Genomic DNA, 16,715 nt, shown 5'->3' with positions numbered 1-16,715 from the left:
CCTGTCATACATGTTCGTAGGAACACTCACCTTCGACCTTCTCCTCGGCGACGTGCACTCGCTCAAGGAGAAGCGGTCGATCGTGCGGCCCATCGTGGCCGAGCTGGCGCGCAAGTACAGCGTGTGCGCCGCAGAGGTAGGGAACCAGGACCTCCACCGCAGGGCCGAGATCGGCCTGGCGGTCGTCTCCGGCGACGCCGGGTACGTCACCGAGGTGCTGGACAGCTGTGAGCGGCTGGTCGCCGGCCGCCCCGAGGTGATGCTGCTCTCCGCGAGGAGGCGGTACCACGGCGACGACGATGATTGAGGTGGGACGTCCGGCCGGCCGGTCGGGAGCGTCACACCGACGAGGACCGAGAGCGCCCGCAAGGCCGGGCGCGGGCGGGTACGTTGGGGCCAGGGCCGCACCGGGTGCGACCGTCCCGGTACCGCGCTCACTGCACGAGGAGGCAACGTGACCGACACCGCAAGGGCGCGCAAGCTCGCCGACCGCATCCAGGTGGTGGTGGCCGAGACCCTGCAACGCCGGATCAAGGACCCGCGGCTGGGCTACGTGACCATCACCGACGCCCGGGTCACCGGTGACCTGCGCGAGGCCACCGTCTTCTACACCGTCTACGGTGACGAGGCGGAGCGGGAGGCCAGCGCCGCGGCGCTGGAGAGCGCCAAGGGCGTGCTCCGCTCCGAGGTCGGCAAGCAGACCGGCGTCCGCTTCACCCCGTCGCTGACCTTCGTCGCCGACGCGCTGCCGGACAACGCGAAGAACATCGACGACCTGCTCGACAAGGCCCGGCTCTCCGACGCCGCGGTGCGCACGGCCTCGGCCGGCGCCACCTACGCCGGGGACGCCGACCCCTATCGGGTGCCGGCCGCCGAGCGCGACGACGAGGACGAGTAGCCATGACCGGCGAGCCGGCCGAGGCCGGCCAGGGGGCATCTTCCACCGACACGGTGGAGGGTGCCCTCGCGGTGCTTCCCGGGCCGCGCAGCGCGGGTGACGGCGGATCGTCGGCCGCGGGCGAGCCCGGGGCCCCCGCGCTGGCGGGCGAGTGGCAGCGGGTGGTGGAGCTGCTCGGCCGGGCCGACGAGGTGGACCTGATCTGCCACGTGAACCCGGACGGCGACGCGCTCGGTTCGGCGCTGGCCGCCGGGCTGGCGCTGCGGGCCCGCGGCTGCCGGGTCCGGGTGTCCTTCGGCGACGACCCGCAGGTGATCCCCGAGTCGCTCTCCTTCCTGCCCGGTCAGGAGCTGATCGTGCCGGCCGCCGAGGTGCCCGAGGTGCCCGCGCTGGTGGTCTGCTTCGACGTGGCCTCCACCGGCCGGCTCGGCCTGCTGCACGACAAGGCCTTCGCCGCCCCCGCCCTGGTGGTCATCGACCACCACGCCTCCAACCCCGGCTTCGGCACCCACCGCCTGATCGACCCCACCGCCCCGGCCACCGCCGTGCTGGTGGACGAACTGCTGCGGCGGCTCGGCGTCGAGCTCGACCAGGCGCTGGCCACCTGCCTCTACACCGGCGTGGCCACCGACACCGGCTCCTTCAAGTACGCGGCCACCACCCCGGCCACCCACGAGTTCGCCGGGCGGCTGCTGGCCACCGGCATCCGGCACGACCTGATCTCCCGTCAGCTCTGGGACACCTCCTCCTTCGGCTACCTCAAGGTGCTGGCCGCAGCGCTCGGCCGGGCCGTCTACGAGCCGGACGCGGCGGGCGGCCGCGGGCTGGTGTGGACCTGGGTGCCGTACCAGGAACTGGTGCTCTACGGCGTCACGGTGGAGGAGATCGAGGGCCTGATCGACGTGCTGCGGCGCCCGGCCGAGGCCGAGGTGGCACTGGTGCTCAAGCAGGACCCGGACGGCACCCTGCGCGGCTCCTGCCGGGCCAAGGGCGAGGTCGACGTGGCCGCGGTCTGCGCGGACCTCGGCGGCGGCGGGCACCGCTTCGCGGCGGGGTTCTCCGCGCGGGAGGACGTGGACGCCACGGTCGGGCGGTTCCGGGCGGCGCTGGGCGCGCACGGCTGATTTCTTCTTCTTGGTAAGTACTAGGCGCAGAGAAAGAACTGATGAAGCGTAAAGGCACGGGCCCGGACGGACTGGTCATCGTCGACAAGCCGGAGGGCCTGACCTCGCACGGCGTGGTGGCCAAGCTGCGCTGGCTGGCCGGCACGAGGAAGGTCGGGCACGCGGGGACGCTGGACCCGATGGCGACCGGCGTGCTGGTGATCGGGGTCGAGCGGGCCACGCGGCTGCTCGGGCACCTGATGCTCACGGCGAAGACCTACGAGGCGACGATCCGCCTCGGGCAGACCACCGTCACGGACGACCGCGAGGGCGACGTCACCGCCTCGGCGGACGCCTCCGCGGTGGCGCGGGAGGCGATCGACGCCGGGATCGCGGCGCTCACCGGCGAGATCATGCAGGTGCCGTCGAAGGTCAGCGCGATCAAGATCGACGGGAAGCGCTCCTACGCCCGGGTCCGGGAGGGCGAGGACTTCGAGCTGGCCGCGCGGCCGACCACCATCCACTCCTTCGTGGTGCACGAGCAGCGCGCGGCGGTGGCGGAGGACGGCACCCCGGTGATCGACCTCGACGTCACGGTGGAGTGCTCCTCCGGCACCTACATCCGGGCCCTGGCCAGGGACTTGGGCGCGGGCCTCGGGGTCGGCGGCCACCTGACCGCCCTGCGGCGGACCAAGGTCGGGCCGTACGGGCTCGACTCGGCGCGGACGCTGGAGCAGCTGGAGGAGGCCGTCAAGGGGGAGGACGGCGCCCCGCTGGAGGTGCTGGCGATCGGGGACGCGGCAGCCGCGGCGTTCCCCCGCTGGGACGTCGACGCCGAGCAGGCCGAGCAGCTCTCGCACGGGACCCGCCTCAAGGCTCCGGGCCTGGGCGTGGACGGGCCGATCGCGGTCTTCGCGCCGGACGGGCGCTTCCTGGCCCTGATCGAGGAGAAGGCCGGCCAGGCCAAGCCGGTCGCGGTCTTCGTGGGCTGACGACGCACCCTGCCGGGGGCAGCGGACGAAATTGGTCATACCGGGGGCGCGGGGAACTGCGCGCTGCGGGAGGAAACGACCCGTGTGCCGGGTACGGACACTCACTTGCACGTGGATCTCCGTACCCGGCACACGGGTTTTCGTCTTCCGATTCGCGCAGTTCCTCGCGCCCCTGACCGCCCTCCGGGCGGTTCGAGGGCGGTTCGAGGGAGGTCCGAGGGCGGTTCGAGGGCGGCCGGGTCGCGGTGAAGTTCATCCCTTCAGGTGAGTGGCGGTAGCGGTCCGGGTGGGAGCGGGCAGGTACCGGGCGGGTGTTGCCGGGGACGAGGGGCGGGCGTCGTGCTGCTGCGGATCTGCGGGGCGGACGGACTGGTGCGCGGGCTGGGCTTCGTGGCGGACCGGTCGGGCACCGTGGTGACGGCCCGTCAGGTGGTGGCGGGGGTCGCGGAGCTGGTGCTGCACACGGCGGGCGGGCAGGCCCGGGTGCTCGGGCGGGAGAGCGTGGAGGAGCTGCCCGGTGCGGGCTTGGCGCTGCTGCACACGGCGGGCGTCGGGGGCCTGCCCGATCAGCCGCCGCCGATCGCGGCGGGGGTGGGCAGCGGGCTGCTGACCGTCTGCCAACTCGCCGCCGGGGTGTGGGAGCTGACGCAGCTCCAGGGCGGCGTGCGGGCGGTCGGGCCGGACGGGGTGCTGGAGCTCGAGCTGCCGCAGCTGCGCGGCCCGGTGACGGCGGGCGCGCCGGTGCTGTGCGCGGAGAGCGGGGCGGTGCTCGGGGTGCTGGCGCCGGGGCCGGGTGCGCGGCCGGTCGCGCTGCCGCTGGACGGGCCGGAACTGGCGGCGCTGCGGGCCAGGAACGCCGAGGCGGCCCCCGCGCACGGGCGGGCGCTCAACCTCGGTGGGGTGCTCCAACTGGCCTCGGTGCAGCTCGGTTCGGCCGGCGCCGGGCCGGGCCGGATCGCGGACCTGGCGGCCGACCGGGTGGACCGCCCGGACGGGCTGACCGGGGAGGAGCCGCAGGCGGTGGTGTCGGCGCTGCTCGGCCCGGCCGGGAGCGGGCGCTCCACCGAACTGGCGGCGTTGGCGGTCCGCCGGATGGGCGGGCCGGGGCCGCTGCCGACGATCTGGCTGCGCGGGGCCGACCTGCTGGCGGGGGAGCCCACTCCGGCCGCCGCGGTCCAGCGCCAACTGGGGCGGGCGGCGGGCCTGTTGGGCGTGCCGGAGCCGGGGCTGCCGGAGGTGCTGCTGGTCTGTGCGGCGGCGGAGCGGCCGCTGCTGGTGCTGCTGGACGGGCTGGAGGAGGCGCCGGCCGTCGTCACGGGGGAGTGGCTGGCGGGGACGGTGGAGTGGCTCGCGTTCGCCGGAGCGCGGCTGCTGGTGGCGGCCCGGCCGGAGGGCTGGCCGGGGCTGGCGGGGGCGGCGGTGCACGGGCTGGGGGAGCTGCCCGCCGAGGCGGCGGCCCGGGTGGCCCGCCGGTACGGGACGGAGCCCTTCGACGGGCGGCCGCTGGCACTGCGGCTGGCGGGCGAGACGGGAGCGCCGGCGGACCTGGCGGAGCTGTACGCGGGCTGGCTGGAGCGGGGTTGCCGGGAGGCGGCCCGGGCGGTGGCGGCGGCCGGGGCCGCCCGGCGGGCGGGGGCGCACCGGCGGGGCGGGCCGTCCCCGGAGCTGGCGGAGGCCCGGGAACGGGAGCGGGCGGGGGTGGTGGCGGAGCGGCTGCGGGAGGTGGCCCGCCGGATGCTGTCGAGCGGTCACGGCACCCTGGACGCGGCCGACTTCGACGAGCTCTTCCCGGCGACGGGCGGCTGGGCCGGCGCGGCGTTGGGTGTCCCGCTGCTGGTCCCGGCGGGGCGCGGCTACCGCTTCCCGCACGAGGACCTCGCGGACTGGCTGCAGGCCGCCCAGCTCGACCTGGACGCGGCCCTGCGGCTGCTGCTCGGCGAGGTGGGGGGAGGCGGCGGCGCGGCGTGCGGCGCTCCGGACGGGTCGGTGGGGCAGGGGGCGGCGTCCGGGCCGGCCGGCGGCGCTCCGGACGGCCACCCGGACGAGTCGGTGAGGCGAGGGCTGGGGTCCGGGACGGCGGGCGGTGGCGCGCGGGACGGTGGGCCGGCGGGGAGCGCTGCCGCGGCGTGCGGTGCGGTGGACGGGCACGGGTCCGGCGAGCCGGCGCCGTCCGCGGCCGGCCCGGGCGCCACGGCCCGCTCCGGCCCGTCGGAGGATCCCGCGCGGGGCTTGGGCGGTCCGCCCTCCTCCGGTGCCCCGTCCGGCCCCGCTTCGCCGTTCTCCGGCTCCGCGTCCGCCGAGGCCCTCGTCGGTTCCGCGTCGGGCGCCGGCTCCGCCCCGGCTGCCTCCGAGTTCCCGTCCGGCCTGGCTTCGCCCTGCGCGGGCTCCCCCTCCGTCCCCGCCCCCGCCGGTTCCGCGTCCGGTGCCGGCTTCGCCCGGGCCGTCTCCGAGCTCCCGTCCGGCCCGGCTTCGCCGTTCTCCGGCTCCCCCTCCGCCCCTGCCCCGGCTGCGGCCGGTTCCGCGTTCGCTGCCGGCTCTCCCTCCGTCCCTGCCCCGGCCCCCGCCGGAGGCGTGCCGCGGTGGCGGGTCGGGGTGGTGGGGTGGGCGCTGCGGCGGGTGGCGGAGCGGTACGGGGCGCAGGGGTTGGACGGGTGGTTGTGGCGGTTGTGGCGCGGGGTGGAGACGGCGCCGGGGCCGGAGGAGGGTTGGTGGGCGCGGCGGCTGCTGGTGGACGGGCTGGGGTTCGGGGCCGGCCCCGCCGCGCACCGGGAGCTGCTGGAGCGGATCGCCGAGCGCGGTGGCGGCGGCCTGGAGCCGGGCTTCTGGACCGGGCTGCCGTTGCCGGTGGAGGACCGGGTGGGGCTGTTGCGGCGCCTGGTGACGGCGGGTCAGCCGGCCGGCCCGGCGGTGGCGGGGCTGTTGGCGGCCGAGCCTCGGGCGGTGCTGCCGCTGCTGTGCGGCTGGTACCGGGAGACCGGCGGCAGTGCGGCGGGCGACCTCGCGGACGACCTGCTCTTCGCGCACCGGCACGGTGCGGTGGACGACCTGACGGAGTGTCTGGCGATCGCCGCCCATCCCCGGGCGGACGCGCTGCTGGCCCGGCTGGCCGCGGAGGAGCCCTCGGCGCTGTGCAGGGCGGTGGACCGGTGGAGCCACCGGCCGGGCCCGCACTGGCACGTGGCGGCGGCGGTGCACGGGCTGCGGGTGGCCCCGTACGCCGCCGGGACGGGGGCCGAGCTGCTGTGGCACGCCGCCCGGACGCTGCTCGCCCGGGAGGAGGAACCGGCGCTGCACGGTGCGGCGTTGGCCCTGCTGGTGCGGGAGCCGGCGGGCCGGGTGCGGCATCTGGAGCGGGCGCTGGAGGCGTTCCTGCGGGACGATCCCTTCGTCACCGCCGAGGCGCTGGCCCCGGTGCTGGCGGACGAGCCGGGGCCGGTGCTGGAGGCCTTCCGGCGGCGGCTGGCGGAGCCCGGGGCGGCGGTGGCGGAGGTGCTGCGGGTGCTGGCCGGGCAGCCGGGCCCCGAGCTGCTCGGTCCGGCCCTGGACCTGGCCGCCGAGCTGCTGGAACGCGCGGAGCGGGAGGGCGGCCCGGCCCGTGAGCGGACGGCGGGTCAGGTCGTCGAGCACCTGGTGGGACTGCTGGTGGGCCCGGCCGGTCCGGAGGCGGTGGTGGCCGCGGCGGCGGGCGGGCCGCCCGGGCTGCGCGCGGTGCTGGCGCTGCTGCTGACCGAGCCGGAGCACCCCACCGGGCTGCTGGCCGCGCTGCTCGCCGAGGAGCGGGACCCGCTGGTGCTGGTGCCGGTGGTGGAGCGGCTGGCGGCCCGCTATGACGGCGAACCGCCGGACGGCACCAGGGAGTTGGTGCGGATCGCGGCGCAGGGCGGCGGGCCCGGGGTGGACGCCGCGCTGGTCCGCGGGGCGGGCCGCTCGGCCGGGTTCGCCCGGCTGCTGGCCCACTGGCCGCCGGACGAGCCGGGTCCGTGCGGTGGCCCGTTGCTGACCCGGATGCGGCTGTTGGCGGCCGACGGGCGGGACCCTCAGTACGCGGCGGCGGAGGCCGAGCGCTGCGCCTTGGTGCGGACGCCGCGCGCAGCTGCGGTTCCGGTGCCGACACAGCATCGGGCGCATGGCACGCTATAGGGGTCCGGTAAGGAAGCGAGGGCGTGCGGTGACCGCACGCCGGTTCGGGAACAAGGAGCGGTCAGGTGCAGCGCTGGCGTGGCCTGGAGGAGATCCCCGGGGACTGGGGGCGCAGCGTCGTCACCATCGGATCGTTCGACGGTGTGCACCGGGGCCACCAGCTGATCATCGGCCGGGCCGTGGAGCGGGCCCGGGAGCTCGGGGTGAAGGCGGTCGTGGTCACCTTCGACCCGCACCCGAGCGAGGTCGTCCGGCCGGGCAGCCACCCGGCCCTGCTGGCGCCGCAGCCGCGGCGGGCGGAGCTGATCGAGGGGCTGGGCGTGGACGCGGTGCTGGTGCTGCCGTTCACCGCCGCGTTCTCCCAGGAGTCCCCGGAGACCTTCGTGCGGACCGTCCTGGTGGAGGCGCTGCACGCGAAGCTGGTCATCGAGGGCCCGAACTTCCGGTTCGGCCACAAGGCGGCGGGGAACGTCGCGCTGCTGGCCGAGCTGGGCCGGGCGGACGACTTCGCGGTGGAGGTGCTCGACCTGGAGCTGCGCGGCACGGCCGGGGACGGCGTGCCGTTCTCCTCCACGCTGACCCGCCGACTGGTCGCCGAGGGAGAGGTGGAGGCCGCCGCCGAGGTGCTCGGCCGTCCGCACCGGGTCGAGGGCGTGGTGGTCCAGGGCGCCCAGCGCGGGCGGGAGTTGGGCTACCCGACGGCCAACGTGGACACCGTCGCGCACAGCGCGGTCCCGGCCGACGGCGTCTACGCGGGCTGGCTGACCGCCGACGGCGAGCGGATGCCGGCGGCCATCTCGGTCGGCACCAACCCGACCTTCGACGGGACCCACCGGACGGTCGAGGCCTATGCCATCGACCGGGTCGGCCTGGACCTGTACGGCCTGCACGTGGCCGTGGACTTCCTGGCCTACCTGCGCGGGATGGAGAAGTTCGACTCCATCGAGGCGCTGCTCGACCGGATGGCCGACGACGTGAAGCGGGCCCGTGAGCTGACCGACTCGGCGCCCTGACCCGGCACTCTCGCCCGGGGTCTGACGGACCGTACGCCGGAGGGCGGCCCACCAGCTCGGTGGGCCGCCCTCCGGCGTGACGGGTGCTACTGCTGCGGCTGCTGGGGCGGCGGCGGGTAGCCGTACCCGGGCTGCTGCGGGGGCTGCTGCGCCCACTCCTGGGGCAGCGGCTGCTGCGGGTAGCCGTACTGCTGCGGGGGCTGCTGCTGGGGGGCCCAGGGCTGGCCCTGCGGCGGGTAGCCCGGCTGCTGGCCCTGCTGGGGCGGGTAGCCGCCCTGCTGGGGGTAGCCCGGCTGGCCCTGCTGCTGCGGGTAGCCGCCCTGCTGGGGGTAACCGCCCTGCTGCTGGGGCTGGCCCCAGCCGCCGGCCGCGTGCTGGGCGCGCATGATGTCCTCGCCGACCAGGGTGGCGAGTTCGAAGTAGGCGTCGCGGACCTTGGGGCGCATCATCGCGAGGTTGACCTCGGCGCCGGCCGCCAGGCTCTCGTCGAAGGGCACCACCACGACGCCGCGGCAGCGGGTCTGGAAGTGCGCGACGATGTCCTCAACCTTGATCATCTTGCTGGTCTCGCGGACCCCGGAGACCACCGTGATGGAGCGCTGCACCAGGTCGGCGTAGCCGTGCGCGGAGAGCCAGTCCAGCGTGGTGGAGGCCGAGCTGGCGCCGTCCACACTGGGCGTGGAGACGATGATCAGCTGGTCGGCCAGGTCGAGCACGCCGCGCATCGCGCTGTAGAGCAGGCCGGTGCCGGAGTCGGTCAGGATGATCGGGTAGTGCTGGCCGAGCACCTGGATCACCTGGCGGTAGTCCGAGTCGTTGAAGGTGGTCGAGACGGCCGGGTCGACGTCGTTGGCCAGGATCTCCAGGCCCGAGTGCAGGTCCTGCGAGGTGAACTGGCGCACGTCCATGTAGCTGCGCAGGTGCGGGATGGCGGTCACCAGGTCGCGGATGGTCGCGCCGGTCTGCCGCTTCACCCGGCGGCCGAGCGTGCCGGCGTCCGGGTTGGCGTCGATCGCGATGACCTTGTCCTGGCGCTCGGTGGCCAGCGTGGCGCCCAGCGCGGTGGTCGTGGTGGTCTTGCCGACGCCGCCCTTGAGGCTGATGACGGCGATCCGGTAGCAGGAGAGCACCGGGGTGCGGATGACCTCCAGCTTGCGGGCCCGGTCGGCCTGGGCCGCCTTCCCGCCGAACTTCAGCCGGGACTCGCGCTGCTGCTTCGGCTGGCCGCGCAGCAGGCGGTCCGAGGAGAGCTCCACGGCCGCGGTGTAGCCGAGCGCGGCGCCGTGCGCCATCGGCTGCTGCTGGCCCTGCCCCTGGAAGGCGACCGGTGCCTGCGGCACGGCCTGCTGCGGGTACGGCTGCTGCACCTGCTGCTGGGGGTACGGCTGCGGTGCGGCCTGCTGGGGCGCTGCCTGCGGCCAGCCGCCCTGCCGCGGGTCCACCGGCTGCTGCGGCGGGGCGGTCTGAGGGTGCGTCGGCTGCTGGGGCCACGGCCCGGGCTGCGGACCGGGCGGGACGGCCCCGCCCTGCTGCGGGTACGGCGGCTGCGGCGGGCCGGGCTGGGCGTGCGGCGGCTGGGCGTGCGGCGCCTGAGGGTGCGGTGGCTGGGCCTGGACGGGCTGCGGCGGCACCGGGCCGGGGACGGCCTGCCCGTCCGCCGGAGCCGGAACGGGCACCGGGGCGGGGGCGGGCGGTACCGGGGCCACGGGGGCCACGGGCTCCGGGGTGGACTGCAACTCGACCGGGGCAGGCGCCGGTTGGCCGTGGTCGGTGACCGGCGGCAGCACGGCGGTCTCGACCACCTCGGCGGGCGCGGGGGCCGGAGCCGGGACGGCGGGCGCGGGAGCCACCGGCGCGGGCGTCTCGGCGACCGGGGCCGCGGCCACCGGTGCGGGTGCGGGCGGAGCGACCGGGCCCGGCGCCGGCGCGGGGGCCGGGACGGGCGCCGGAGCGGGCGCGGGGGGCTGGGCGGCGGCGGGCGCTGCCGCCGGGTCGCCCTGGGTGTACCAGGAGGGCGGGGAGTAGTCAGGAACGTCCGACCAGTCGTCGTCGTCCTCCGCCGCGTTGTCGCCGACGTAGACGCCGTCCCGATCGCTGCTCACTTGGGCTCCCTCGTGTTCGCCGCCGCTGTTCGCGGTGCCGTAGGCACAAGACTAGGACGTGTGGTCCGGTTGGCCTAAGGCGGTGCCGGAACTCACACCATCGTGGACGAATGGAGAGGTCCGTACACCGTGCCCACGGTGTACGGACCTTCTCGCCGGTCCGCCGTCAGTCCATCCGGCGCGGGCCGCCGAGCACCTGTGCCTCGGCCTCGCCCGGGTTGGTCATCACGAACTGACGCCGCATCCGGGTCGCCCAGAGCGTGATGTTGTCGCCCAGGGTGGGCAGCGCGGCGACCTCCTGGTCACCGAGCGAGAGCAGCCGGGCGAGGATCTCCGCCTCCTGCGGGGAGACCCGCTGGATGCCCACCAGATCGGCCGAGTTGATCACCCGTGAGGCGTTCGGGCCGAGGTAGGGGAGCAGGGTCAGGGTGGTCTGCCAGGGCGAGGCGGAGAGCCGGCTGCGCGGCGGACGGGCACCGAGGTCGCGCACCACCAGCACCGGCGAGGCGACCGAGGCGCCCTGGGCGCCGAGGCGGCCGACCTGGTGGATCGTCACGCACGGCTGGCCGCCGCCGGCCGCCTGGGCCATCGGGGACCAGGCCTGCGGGCGGGCGGTCTCGACCGCGACCCGGGCGCCGGTGGCGGCCGCCCGGAGTGCGATCACCTGGGCCGTCCACATGCCGCCGACCAGCACCAACTCGTACTGGCTGGGGCGGAACAGGCCGATCACGGCGGGCTGGTTCTGCGGGTCCACGCCGACCAGCACGCCGTCGTCGCCGACCGGGAAGGCCAGCGCGGCCAGGTCCTCGGCGGCCAGCACGTGGCGCTCGCGGCGCGGGCCGCGCAGGCCGAAGCCGGGGCGCAGTCGGGGGGCGCGGGCGGTGGGCTCGGGCGCGGTCTGGCCGGGATAGGTCTGATAGGCCATCAGGAAGTCCCTCCCAGGGGCAGCGTGGCGAGCAGGCCGGGCGCCTGCTCCAGGTCGAGCCGGGTCAGGCCGATCCCGGAGCTCTGGGCGCGCGACTCCACCATCCGGCCGACCTGGGTGACCTCGCTCTCGCTGCGGCCGGTGACGCGCACGTGCGCGCTGACCGCGATCGAGTCGCCGGTGCCGCGGCTGGCGGTCAGGCTGAAGGTGCTGGCCAGCGCCGGGGTGTTGGTGACCAGGTTGACCAGGTCGGGGGCGGCGATCCGGCCGGGGGCGCCGCCGGGGCGGCTGAGCTGGGGCCACTTGGCGACCCAGAAGGTGGCGTGCCAGCGGTCGTCCACCCGCCAGAACTTGCGGCTCTCCTGGGTGCGGCGGCCGTTGCCGCCACCGCCGCCGGTGCCCTGACGGCCCGCCACCGCGATCGGGTTGGCGCAGACCGAGATGGCCAGCGCGGCGATCAGCTCGCGCTCGTCCAGCACGGTGGCGGTGAAGCCGGCCCCGTTGAGGCGTCCGGCCAGCTGGTCGGTGACGCGCTGGAGCGCCTTGCGGGCACCCTCCTCGCCGCCGCCGCGGGCCTCGACGGCGGTGCGGGTGTGCTCCGGGCTGAGCTTGAGGGCGACCCAGGTGAGCCGCAGGCCCGGGGTGGCGACGCCGTCCGGGAGCTGGTGGTAGGCGCGGGCGGCCAGCGACTGGTCGGGCAGGTGCGGGGCCGGGGCCGGCTGGGTGTGCTGCACCAACTGCACCGACTCCAGGGCGATGTCGTCCACCTGGAGGGCCGAGCAGAGCACGTCCAGCGGGAGCGGCAGCGCGTTGCGGTGCGGCCGCAGCGGCTGGTCCTTGGCCTGCACCAGCAGGATCGAGGTGAGGAATGTGCCGTCGCCCACCATGCCGGTCTCCCGGCGGACGGGGCGGCCGCCGCCGAGGTCGGCCTCGATCGCGTGGGTGTAGGTGCGCAGCGCCGGTTCGAGCTCCAGGGCCGGGGCCAGCGCCGGGTCGGTGCCGGGCGGCGGCACGTTCTGCTGGGCCTGGCGGCGGCGGGCGTTGAGCTCGGCGCGGACCCTCAGGCCCTCGGGCAGGCTGAGGCCGTTGAGCGGCAGCAGCGCGAGCACCACCAGCAGCAGCGCCGGGACGGCGAACGCCCCGGCCATCGCCTTGCTGATGGTCCAGCCGACCGCCACCAAGGCCAACGCGACCTCCAGCAGCACGAGTTGCTGAAGCCTGAGGCGGGTGCCGAGCAGGCCCGGCCGCGGGTGCACCTTGACCGGAACCGGAGCGGTGGCCCGGGCGGGCCCGGACTGCGCGCGGCGGCTCCCGCCGCTTCCCCTGCCGTGCCCTGTGCTGCGTCGCCCTGGAGCGGTCTGACTTGGCATCCCCCGAGTGGCCCTCTCTGAATCAGATAATCCACGGCCCGGTTGACCGGTCGGCAAACCGTACCCGTACCGTACTCACCGTCTGCTGCCGCATCGTAGAGGGTTGGCTGCGACGTGCGCCCGGCGGGTGGCAGACTCAGCCGCCGTGGCCCGCGACGGGGAACGCGCGTGCGGGCCGGTCGTGCTGACGCACACACAGTTGTCGGACTGGCAATTCGGTCGAACAGGGGAGACGACGAGCATGGCATCACGCCGCGACGAGCTGAACGCCTACACCTCGGCGCGCAAGCGGACGGTGGGGGCCTTCCTGCTGCCCAGCGGCGGGGGGAACGACGAGGACGCGCCGCGTCCGGTGAAGGCGATCCTGCCCAGTGTGGTGGTGGCCGCGGTGATCGTGGCCGGCTTCGGCATGTGGGGAGTGATCAAGCCCGCCGCGCCGAAGGACTGGGACAGCGGGGCCAACATCATCCAGGGCAAGCAGTCCACCACCCGCTACGTGATCCTGCCGAACCAGAAGACCAAGGAGAAGGAACTCCACCAGGTCCTCAACATGTCCTCGGCGCGCCTGGTCCTGCCGGCCGGCGCCAAGGTAGTGATCGTGGCGGACAAGGTGCTGGACGCGTACAAGAACCACGGCCCGACCATCGGGATCCCGTACGCCCCGGACAAGCTTCCGCTGGACTCGGTGGCCGGCCAGACCAAGCTCTGGACGGTCTGCAACCGCCCCGGCGCGGACGAGAAGAAGCCGCCGAACCAGGCCGTCTTCGTCGCCGCCGACAAGGACGCGGCCGCGCTGCGCGACCCGGCCCGGATGCTCGGGCCGGGGCAGATGATGTACGTCCAGGGGCCCAAGCAGGGCACCTACCCGGGCTCCAAGTACCTGGTGGACAACAAGGGTTCCCTGCACTTCCTGGGCGGTCCCTCGGCCACCGCGCAGCAGCGCTCGGCGATGGAGGACGGCCTGTTCGGCTCCAACGCCGACCCGCAGCAGGTGACCCAGGAGTGGCTGGACACCCTGGACAAGGGCGGGGCGGTGGAGTTCAAGCGCCCCGACGAGTTCGACACCAAGAAGAACCAGCGCTCCCAACTCCCGCTCAGCAACGCGGAGGACCGGAAGGTCGGCCGGCTGGTCTCCTTCCAGAACCGCAGTTTCTTCATGGTGGGTTACGACAAGCTCTACGAGATCTCCCCCTTCCAGTCCCGACTGATGGTCAACGACCTCGAACTGCGGGCGCTCTACGGCGGCAGCACGCCCAAGTTCGCCGAGCTCTCTCCGAACGACTTCGCCCAGGTGAAGGGCATGATCGACGAGAAGGCGCTGCAGGACGACAAGGACCTGCCGGACGAGCTGCCGCAGGACCAGGCGGTCAACTTCGACAAGGACCGCCGCACGCTCTGCAGCACCTACGAGGGCATGGACGGACAGACCGTCAAGCGCAGCGTCTGGGCCGCCAAGGACTACCCGGCGACGATCTCCTCCGGCGCGGCCAGCGCCCGGGTCTCGCCCGGCCACGGCCTGCTGTTCCGCTCCCTGGACTCCTCCGGCGACGACACCTCGGGCTCCAACTTCCTGATCACCGAGACCGGTCTGCGCTACTCGGTGCCCAGCAACAACGACGGCGGGAAGACTGCCCAGTCGGGCACCGAACAGAGCGCGCAGGGGCAGCAGGCGGGGCAGGAGAAGAGCAACGAGGCCCAGGCCAGGCTCGGTTACGAGAAGGTGACCCCGGTGCCGGTGCCGTCGGTGTGGGCCAAGTTGGTGCCCGCAGGACCGGTGCTGAACACGGCGGCCGCACTGCAGGCGCAGATCGCCTGACGCCCGCTCAGTTCGCCTGCCCAGGGCGTGTGTCATGGCTTGGTAACTACCTGGCTCCCGATGTTGGGACCCTTGCGGGCGGCGGCTACAGTGCTGGAGGACATCACACCGTGATGTCCGGCGGACCGTCCGTGCCAGTACGGTCCGTGGGGAAGTCTGTCTCATGGGGGACGGTGGATCATGGCTGGTCAGTTCACGACGACCGCTGACGAAATGAACGCGTTTGCCAACCGCATTCAGGAGGTGAACTCGTCCGTCCAGGGTGAGATCCAGCGCCTGAACACGCTGGTCGACGAGATCAAGGCGGGCTGGCAGGGCCAGGCTGCTGCTGCCTACCAGCAGCTCCAGACCCGGTTCAACGAGGACGCCACCAAGCTGAACCAGGTGCTCGACGAGATCCGTCAGGCGATCGTGGCCACCACGCAGGCCTACACCGCCACGGAAGAGGAGCAGCGCGCCGCGATGAACACCGGCGGCGGTTTCTGAGTCTCTCGGCGAAGCCGAAGACAGCACTCGCGGTCCGCCGGATGCGGGCCGAATCGACTCCATCGGAACAGGGGAAACCATGGGCGACCACATTCTCGTCAGTTTTGAGACCATCCGGAACGCCAGCAACGAGGTCAAGCAGGGTGCCGCGCGCATCCAGTCGCAGCTGGACGACCTGAAGGCCGGCGTGCAGAAGATCGCCGTCTCGTGGCAGGGTGCGGCCCAGGAGGGCTACCAGGCCCGCCAGGCGCAGTGGGACCAGAGCGCGGCCGACCTCCAGCAGGCGCTGCAGCAGATCTCGGTCTCGCTGGACAACGCTGCTCAGAGCTACCAGGCGACCGAGCAGAAGAACGTCACCATCTGGGGCTGACCGCGCCGCCGTCCCACGTGGACGGCGCGGTGGTCATCACCGGTGGCACTGATGGGGCGGGCGCCCGGCCGGGCGCCCGCCCCCGGTGCGTATCCTGGCCCGGGCACGGACGCCCGGCCCGGGGAGGGCCGTTCCGCGGGGGTACGGCACGGGGTGTGGAGCATGAGGGGACGTCAGGTGTCGTTCGTCGGGTACCGCAGGGCCGCTGCCGCCTTCGTCGCGCTGGGGGTGGTCGGCGGTCTGGCCGCGACGCCCGCGCAGGCGGAGCAGGCGGGCGAGCACTGGTCGCCGCTGGGGATCGCGGCCTCGGCCGAGTGCAGCTTCCCCTCCAACAACGTGGAGAGCACGCCCTGGTCGATCCAGCGGCTGCTGCTCGACCAGCTCTGGGGCTCCGACGCCAAGCCCGACGCCAACGGCAAGAAGGTGGAGCTGAACGGCTCCGGCGTGAAGGTCGCCGTGATCGACACCGGCGTCGACGACACCAACCCCCAGCTCCAGGGCAAGGTGGACGAGGGCCTGTTCACCCTCTTCGACAAGTCCGCCAACAAGAAGCCCGACGGCAACGCCAAGACCGACCCGGTCGGCCACGGCACCAAGGTGGCCGGCATCATCGCGGCCCGCAAGGTGCCGGGCACCGGCTTCGTGGGCATCGCCCCGGGCGCCTCCATCGTGAGCTACCGGCAGAACGACGCCCAGGGCAACGGCGACGTGAAGACCCTGATCGACTCGATCAACGACGCCATCGGGCGCGGGGTCGACGTCATCAACATCTCCCAGGACGTCCGGGCCACCAACGAGAAGGGCGACTTCGACCACAGCGAGGAGCTGAAGGCGGCCATCAAGGCGGCGGAGGAGCGGAACATCGTCGTGGTGGCCTCGGCCGGCAACGACGGCCACGAGATCCCCACCTACCCCGCCGCCTACGAGACCGTGCTCGCGGTCGGCGCCTCGGACCGCAACAACGAGCGGGCCGGCTTCTCCCAGTACGGCGAGTTCGTCGACGTCGCCGCCCCCGGGGTGGACATGCTCTCCACCGTCCCCAAGGGCGGCCAGTGCGTGGACAACGGCACCAGCTTCTCCACCCCGTACGTGGCCGGCGTGGCCGCCCTGCTCAAGCAGCGGCACAAGGACTGGACCGCCCGTCAGATCCGCACCCGGATCATGCAGACCGCCCAGCGCACCGAGCGGACCAGCAACCGCTTCGTCGGCTGGGGCGTGGTCGACCCGGTGAAGGCCGTGCGCAGCACCGCGCCGCCGGCCGAGGCCCCGGAGGACGACCCGCCGGTGATGCTGGCGCAGGAGCCGCTGTCGGCCCAGCCGGCCGGCCTGGTGGAGACCCAGTCGGACCGCGACGCCCGCACCGCCACCTACGTGCTGGGCCTGGGCGGCCTGCTGGTGGGCGGTCTGGCGGGCGGCTCGGTGGTGCTGCGCGACCGCCGCCGCCGCGAGGACCCGGACGCCATGTAGCCGTAGCCGGGAACAGCTCGTGCAAAGGGCCGT

Annotated in this window: 13 protein-coding genes; 10 read left to right on the top strand and 3 right to left on the bottom strand. The window is 74.5% G+C overall.

What is annotated here, in order from left to right; translation table 11 throughout:
* Window positions 1-10 precede the first annotated feature (10 nt).
* The 6 genes from ACWCYY_RS35635 to ACWCYY_RS35610 all read left to right on the top strand — a co-directional run bounded on the left by ACWCYY_RS35635 (window position 11) and on the right by ACWCYY_RS35610 (window position 8,146).
* Entirely contained in the window at window positions 11-307 is a 297-nt protein-coding gene (locus tag ACWCYY_RS35635) for a DUF503 domain-containing protein (RefSeq protein ID WP_345285664.1), read from the top strand.
* 147 nt (window positions 308-454) lie between these two features.
* On the top strand, window positions 455-898 hold the full coding sequence (gene rbfA / locus ACWCYY_RS35630) for a 30S ribosome-binding factor RbfA (RefSeq protein ID WP_345285666.1): 444 nt from the start codon (window positions 455-457) through the stop codon (window positions 896-898).
* 2 nt (window positions 899-900) lie between these two features.
* Window positions 901-2,022, top strand: a complete 1,122-nt coding sequence (locus ACWCYY_RS35625; protein ID WP_449798429.1) for a DHH family phosphoesterase — start codon at window positions 901-903, stop codon at window positions 2,020-2,022.
* A 41-nt stretch (window positions 2,023-2,063) separates the two neighbouring features.
* The gene (gene truB / locus ACWCYY_RS35620; RefSeq protein ID WP_345285670.1) at window positions 2,064-2,993 is read left to right on the top strand and encodes a tRNA pseudouridine(55) synthase TruB; all 930 of its coding nucleotides are present in this window, start codon (window positions 2,064-2,066) and stop codon (window positions 2,991-2,993) included.
* Between the two features lie 339 nt (window positions 2,994-3,332).
* A complete protein-coding gene (locus tag ACWCYY_RS35615; protein WP_449798428.1) occupies window positions 3,333-7,133 on the top strand; it encodes a hypothetical protein in 3,801 nt (1,266 codons plus the stop codon).
* Window positions 7,134-7,198: 65 nt separating this feature from the next.
* Window positions 7,199-8,146 (top strand): bifunctional riboflavin kinase/FAD synthetase, encoded by a 948-nt coding sequence (locus ACWCYY_RS35610; RefSeq protein ID WP_345285674.1) that lies wholly within the window; start codon window positions 7,199-7,201, stop codon window positions 8,144-8,146.
* 86 nt (window positions 8,147-8,232) lie between these two features.
* Here the strand turns inward: ACWCYY_RS35610 and ACWCYY_RS35605 are convergent, their stop codons facing one another.
* The 3 genes from ACWCYY_RS35605 to eccE form a co-directional block, all read right to left on the bottom strand.
* Window positions 8,233-10,248 (bottom strand): MinD/ParA family ATP-binding protein, encoded by a 2,016-nt coding sequence (locus ACWCYY_RS35605; RefSeq protein ID WP_449798427.1) that lies wholly within the window; start codon window positions 10,246-10,248, stop codon window positions 8,233-8,235.
* A 166-nt stretch (window positions 10,249-10,414) separates the two neighbouring features.
* Window positions 10,415-11,173 carry a hypothetical protein gene (locus ACWCYY_RS35600; protein WP_345285675.1) on the bottom strand — a complete coding sequence of 253 codons (759 nt, stop codon included), beginning with the start codon at window positions 11,171-11,173 and terminating at the stop codon, window positions 10,415-10,417.
* Window positions 11,173-12,429 (bottom strand): type VII secretion protein EccE, encoded by a 1,257-nt coding sequence (gene eccE / locus ACWCYY_RS35595; RefSeq protein WP_380149480.1) that lies wholly within the window; start codon window positions 12,427-12,429, stop codon window positions 11,173-11,175. The genes ACWCYY_RS35600 and eccE overlap by 1 nt, the downstream gene beginning before the upstream one ends.
* Before the next feature lie 355 nt (window positions 12,430-12,784).
* On the opposite strand from eccE, the gene ACWCYY_RS35590 reads away from it, so the two are divergent.
* From ACWCYY_RS35590 to mycP, 4 genes are all read left to right on the top strand, one after another.
* Entirely contained in the window at window positions 12,785-14,359 is a 1,575-nt protein-coding gene (locus tag ACWCYY_RS35590; protein WP_380149481.1) for a type VII secretion protein EccB, read from the top strand.
* A gap of 180 nt (window positions 14,360-14,539) precedes the next feature.
* Entirely contained in the window at window positions 14,540-14,845 is a 306-nt protein-coding gene (locus tag ACWCYY_RS35585) for a WXG100 family type VII secretion target (protein ID WP_380149482.1), read from the top strand.
* A 79-nt stretch (window positions 14,846-14,924) separates the two neighbouring features.
* The gene (locus ACWCYY_RS35580; RefSeq protein ID WP_380149483.1) at window positions 14,925-15,215 is read left to right on the top strand and encodes a WXG100 family type VII secretion target; all 291 of its coding nucleotides are present in this window, start codon (window positions 14,925-14,927) and stop codon (window positions 15,213-15,215) included.
* Window positions 15,216-15,377: 162 nt separating this feature from the next.
* Window positions 15,378-16,682, top strand: a complete 1,305-nt coding sequence (gene mycP, locus ACWCYY_RS35575) for a type VII secretion-associated serine protease mycosin (RefSeq protein WP_449798426.1) — start codon at window positions 15,378-15,380, stop codon at window positions 16,680-16,682.
* Window positions 16,683-16,715 lie beyond the last annotated feature (33 nt).

The sequence above is a fragment of the Kitasatospora sp. NPDC001664 genome (assembly GCF_053596675.1).
This window is presented reverse-complemented; position numbering and strand designations above follow the sequence as displayed.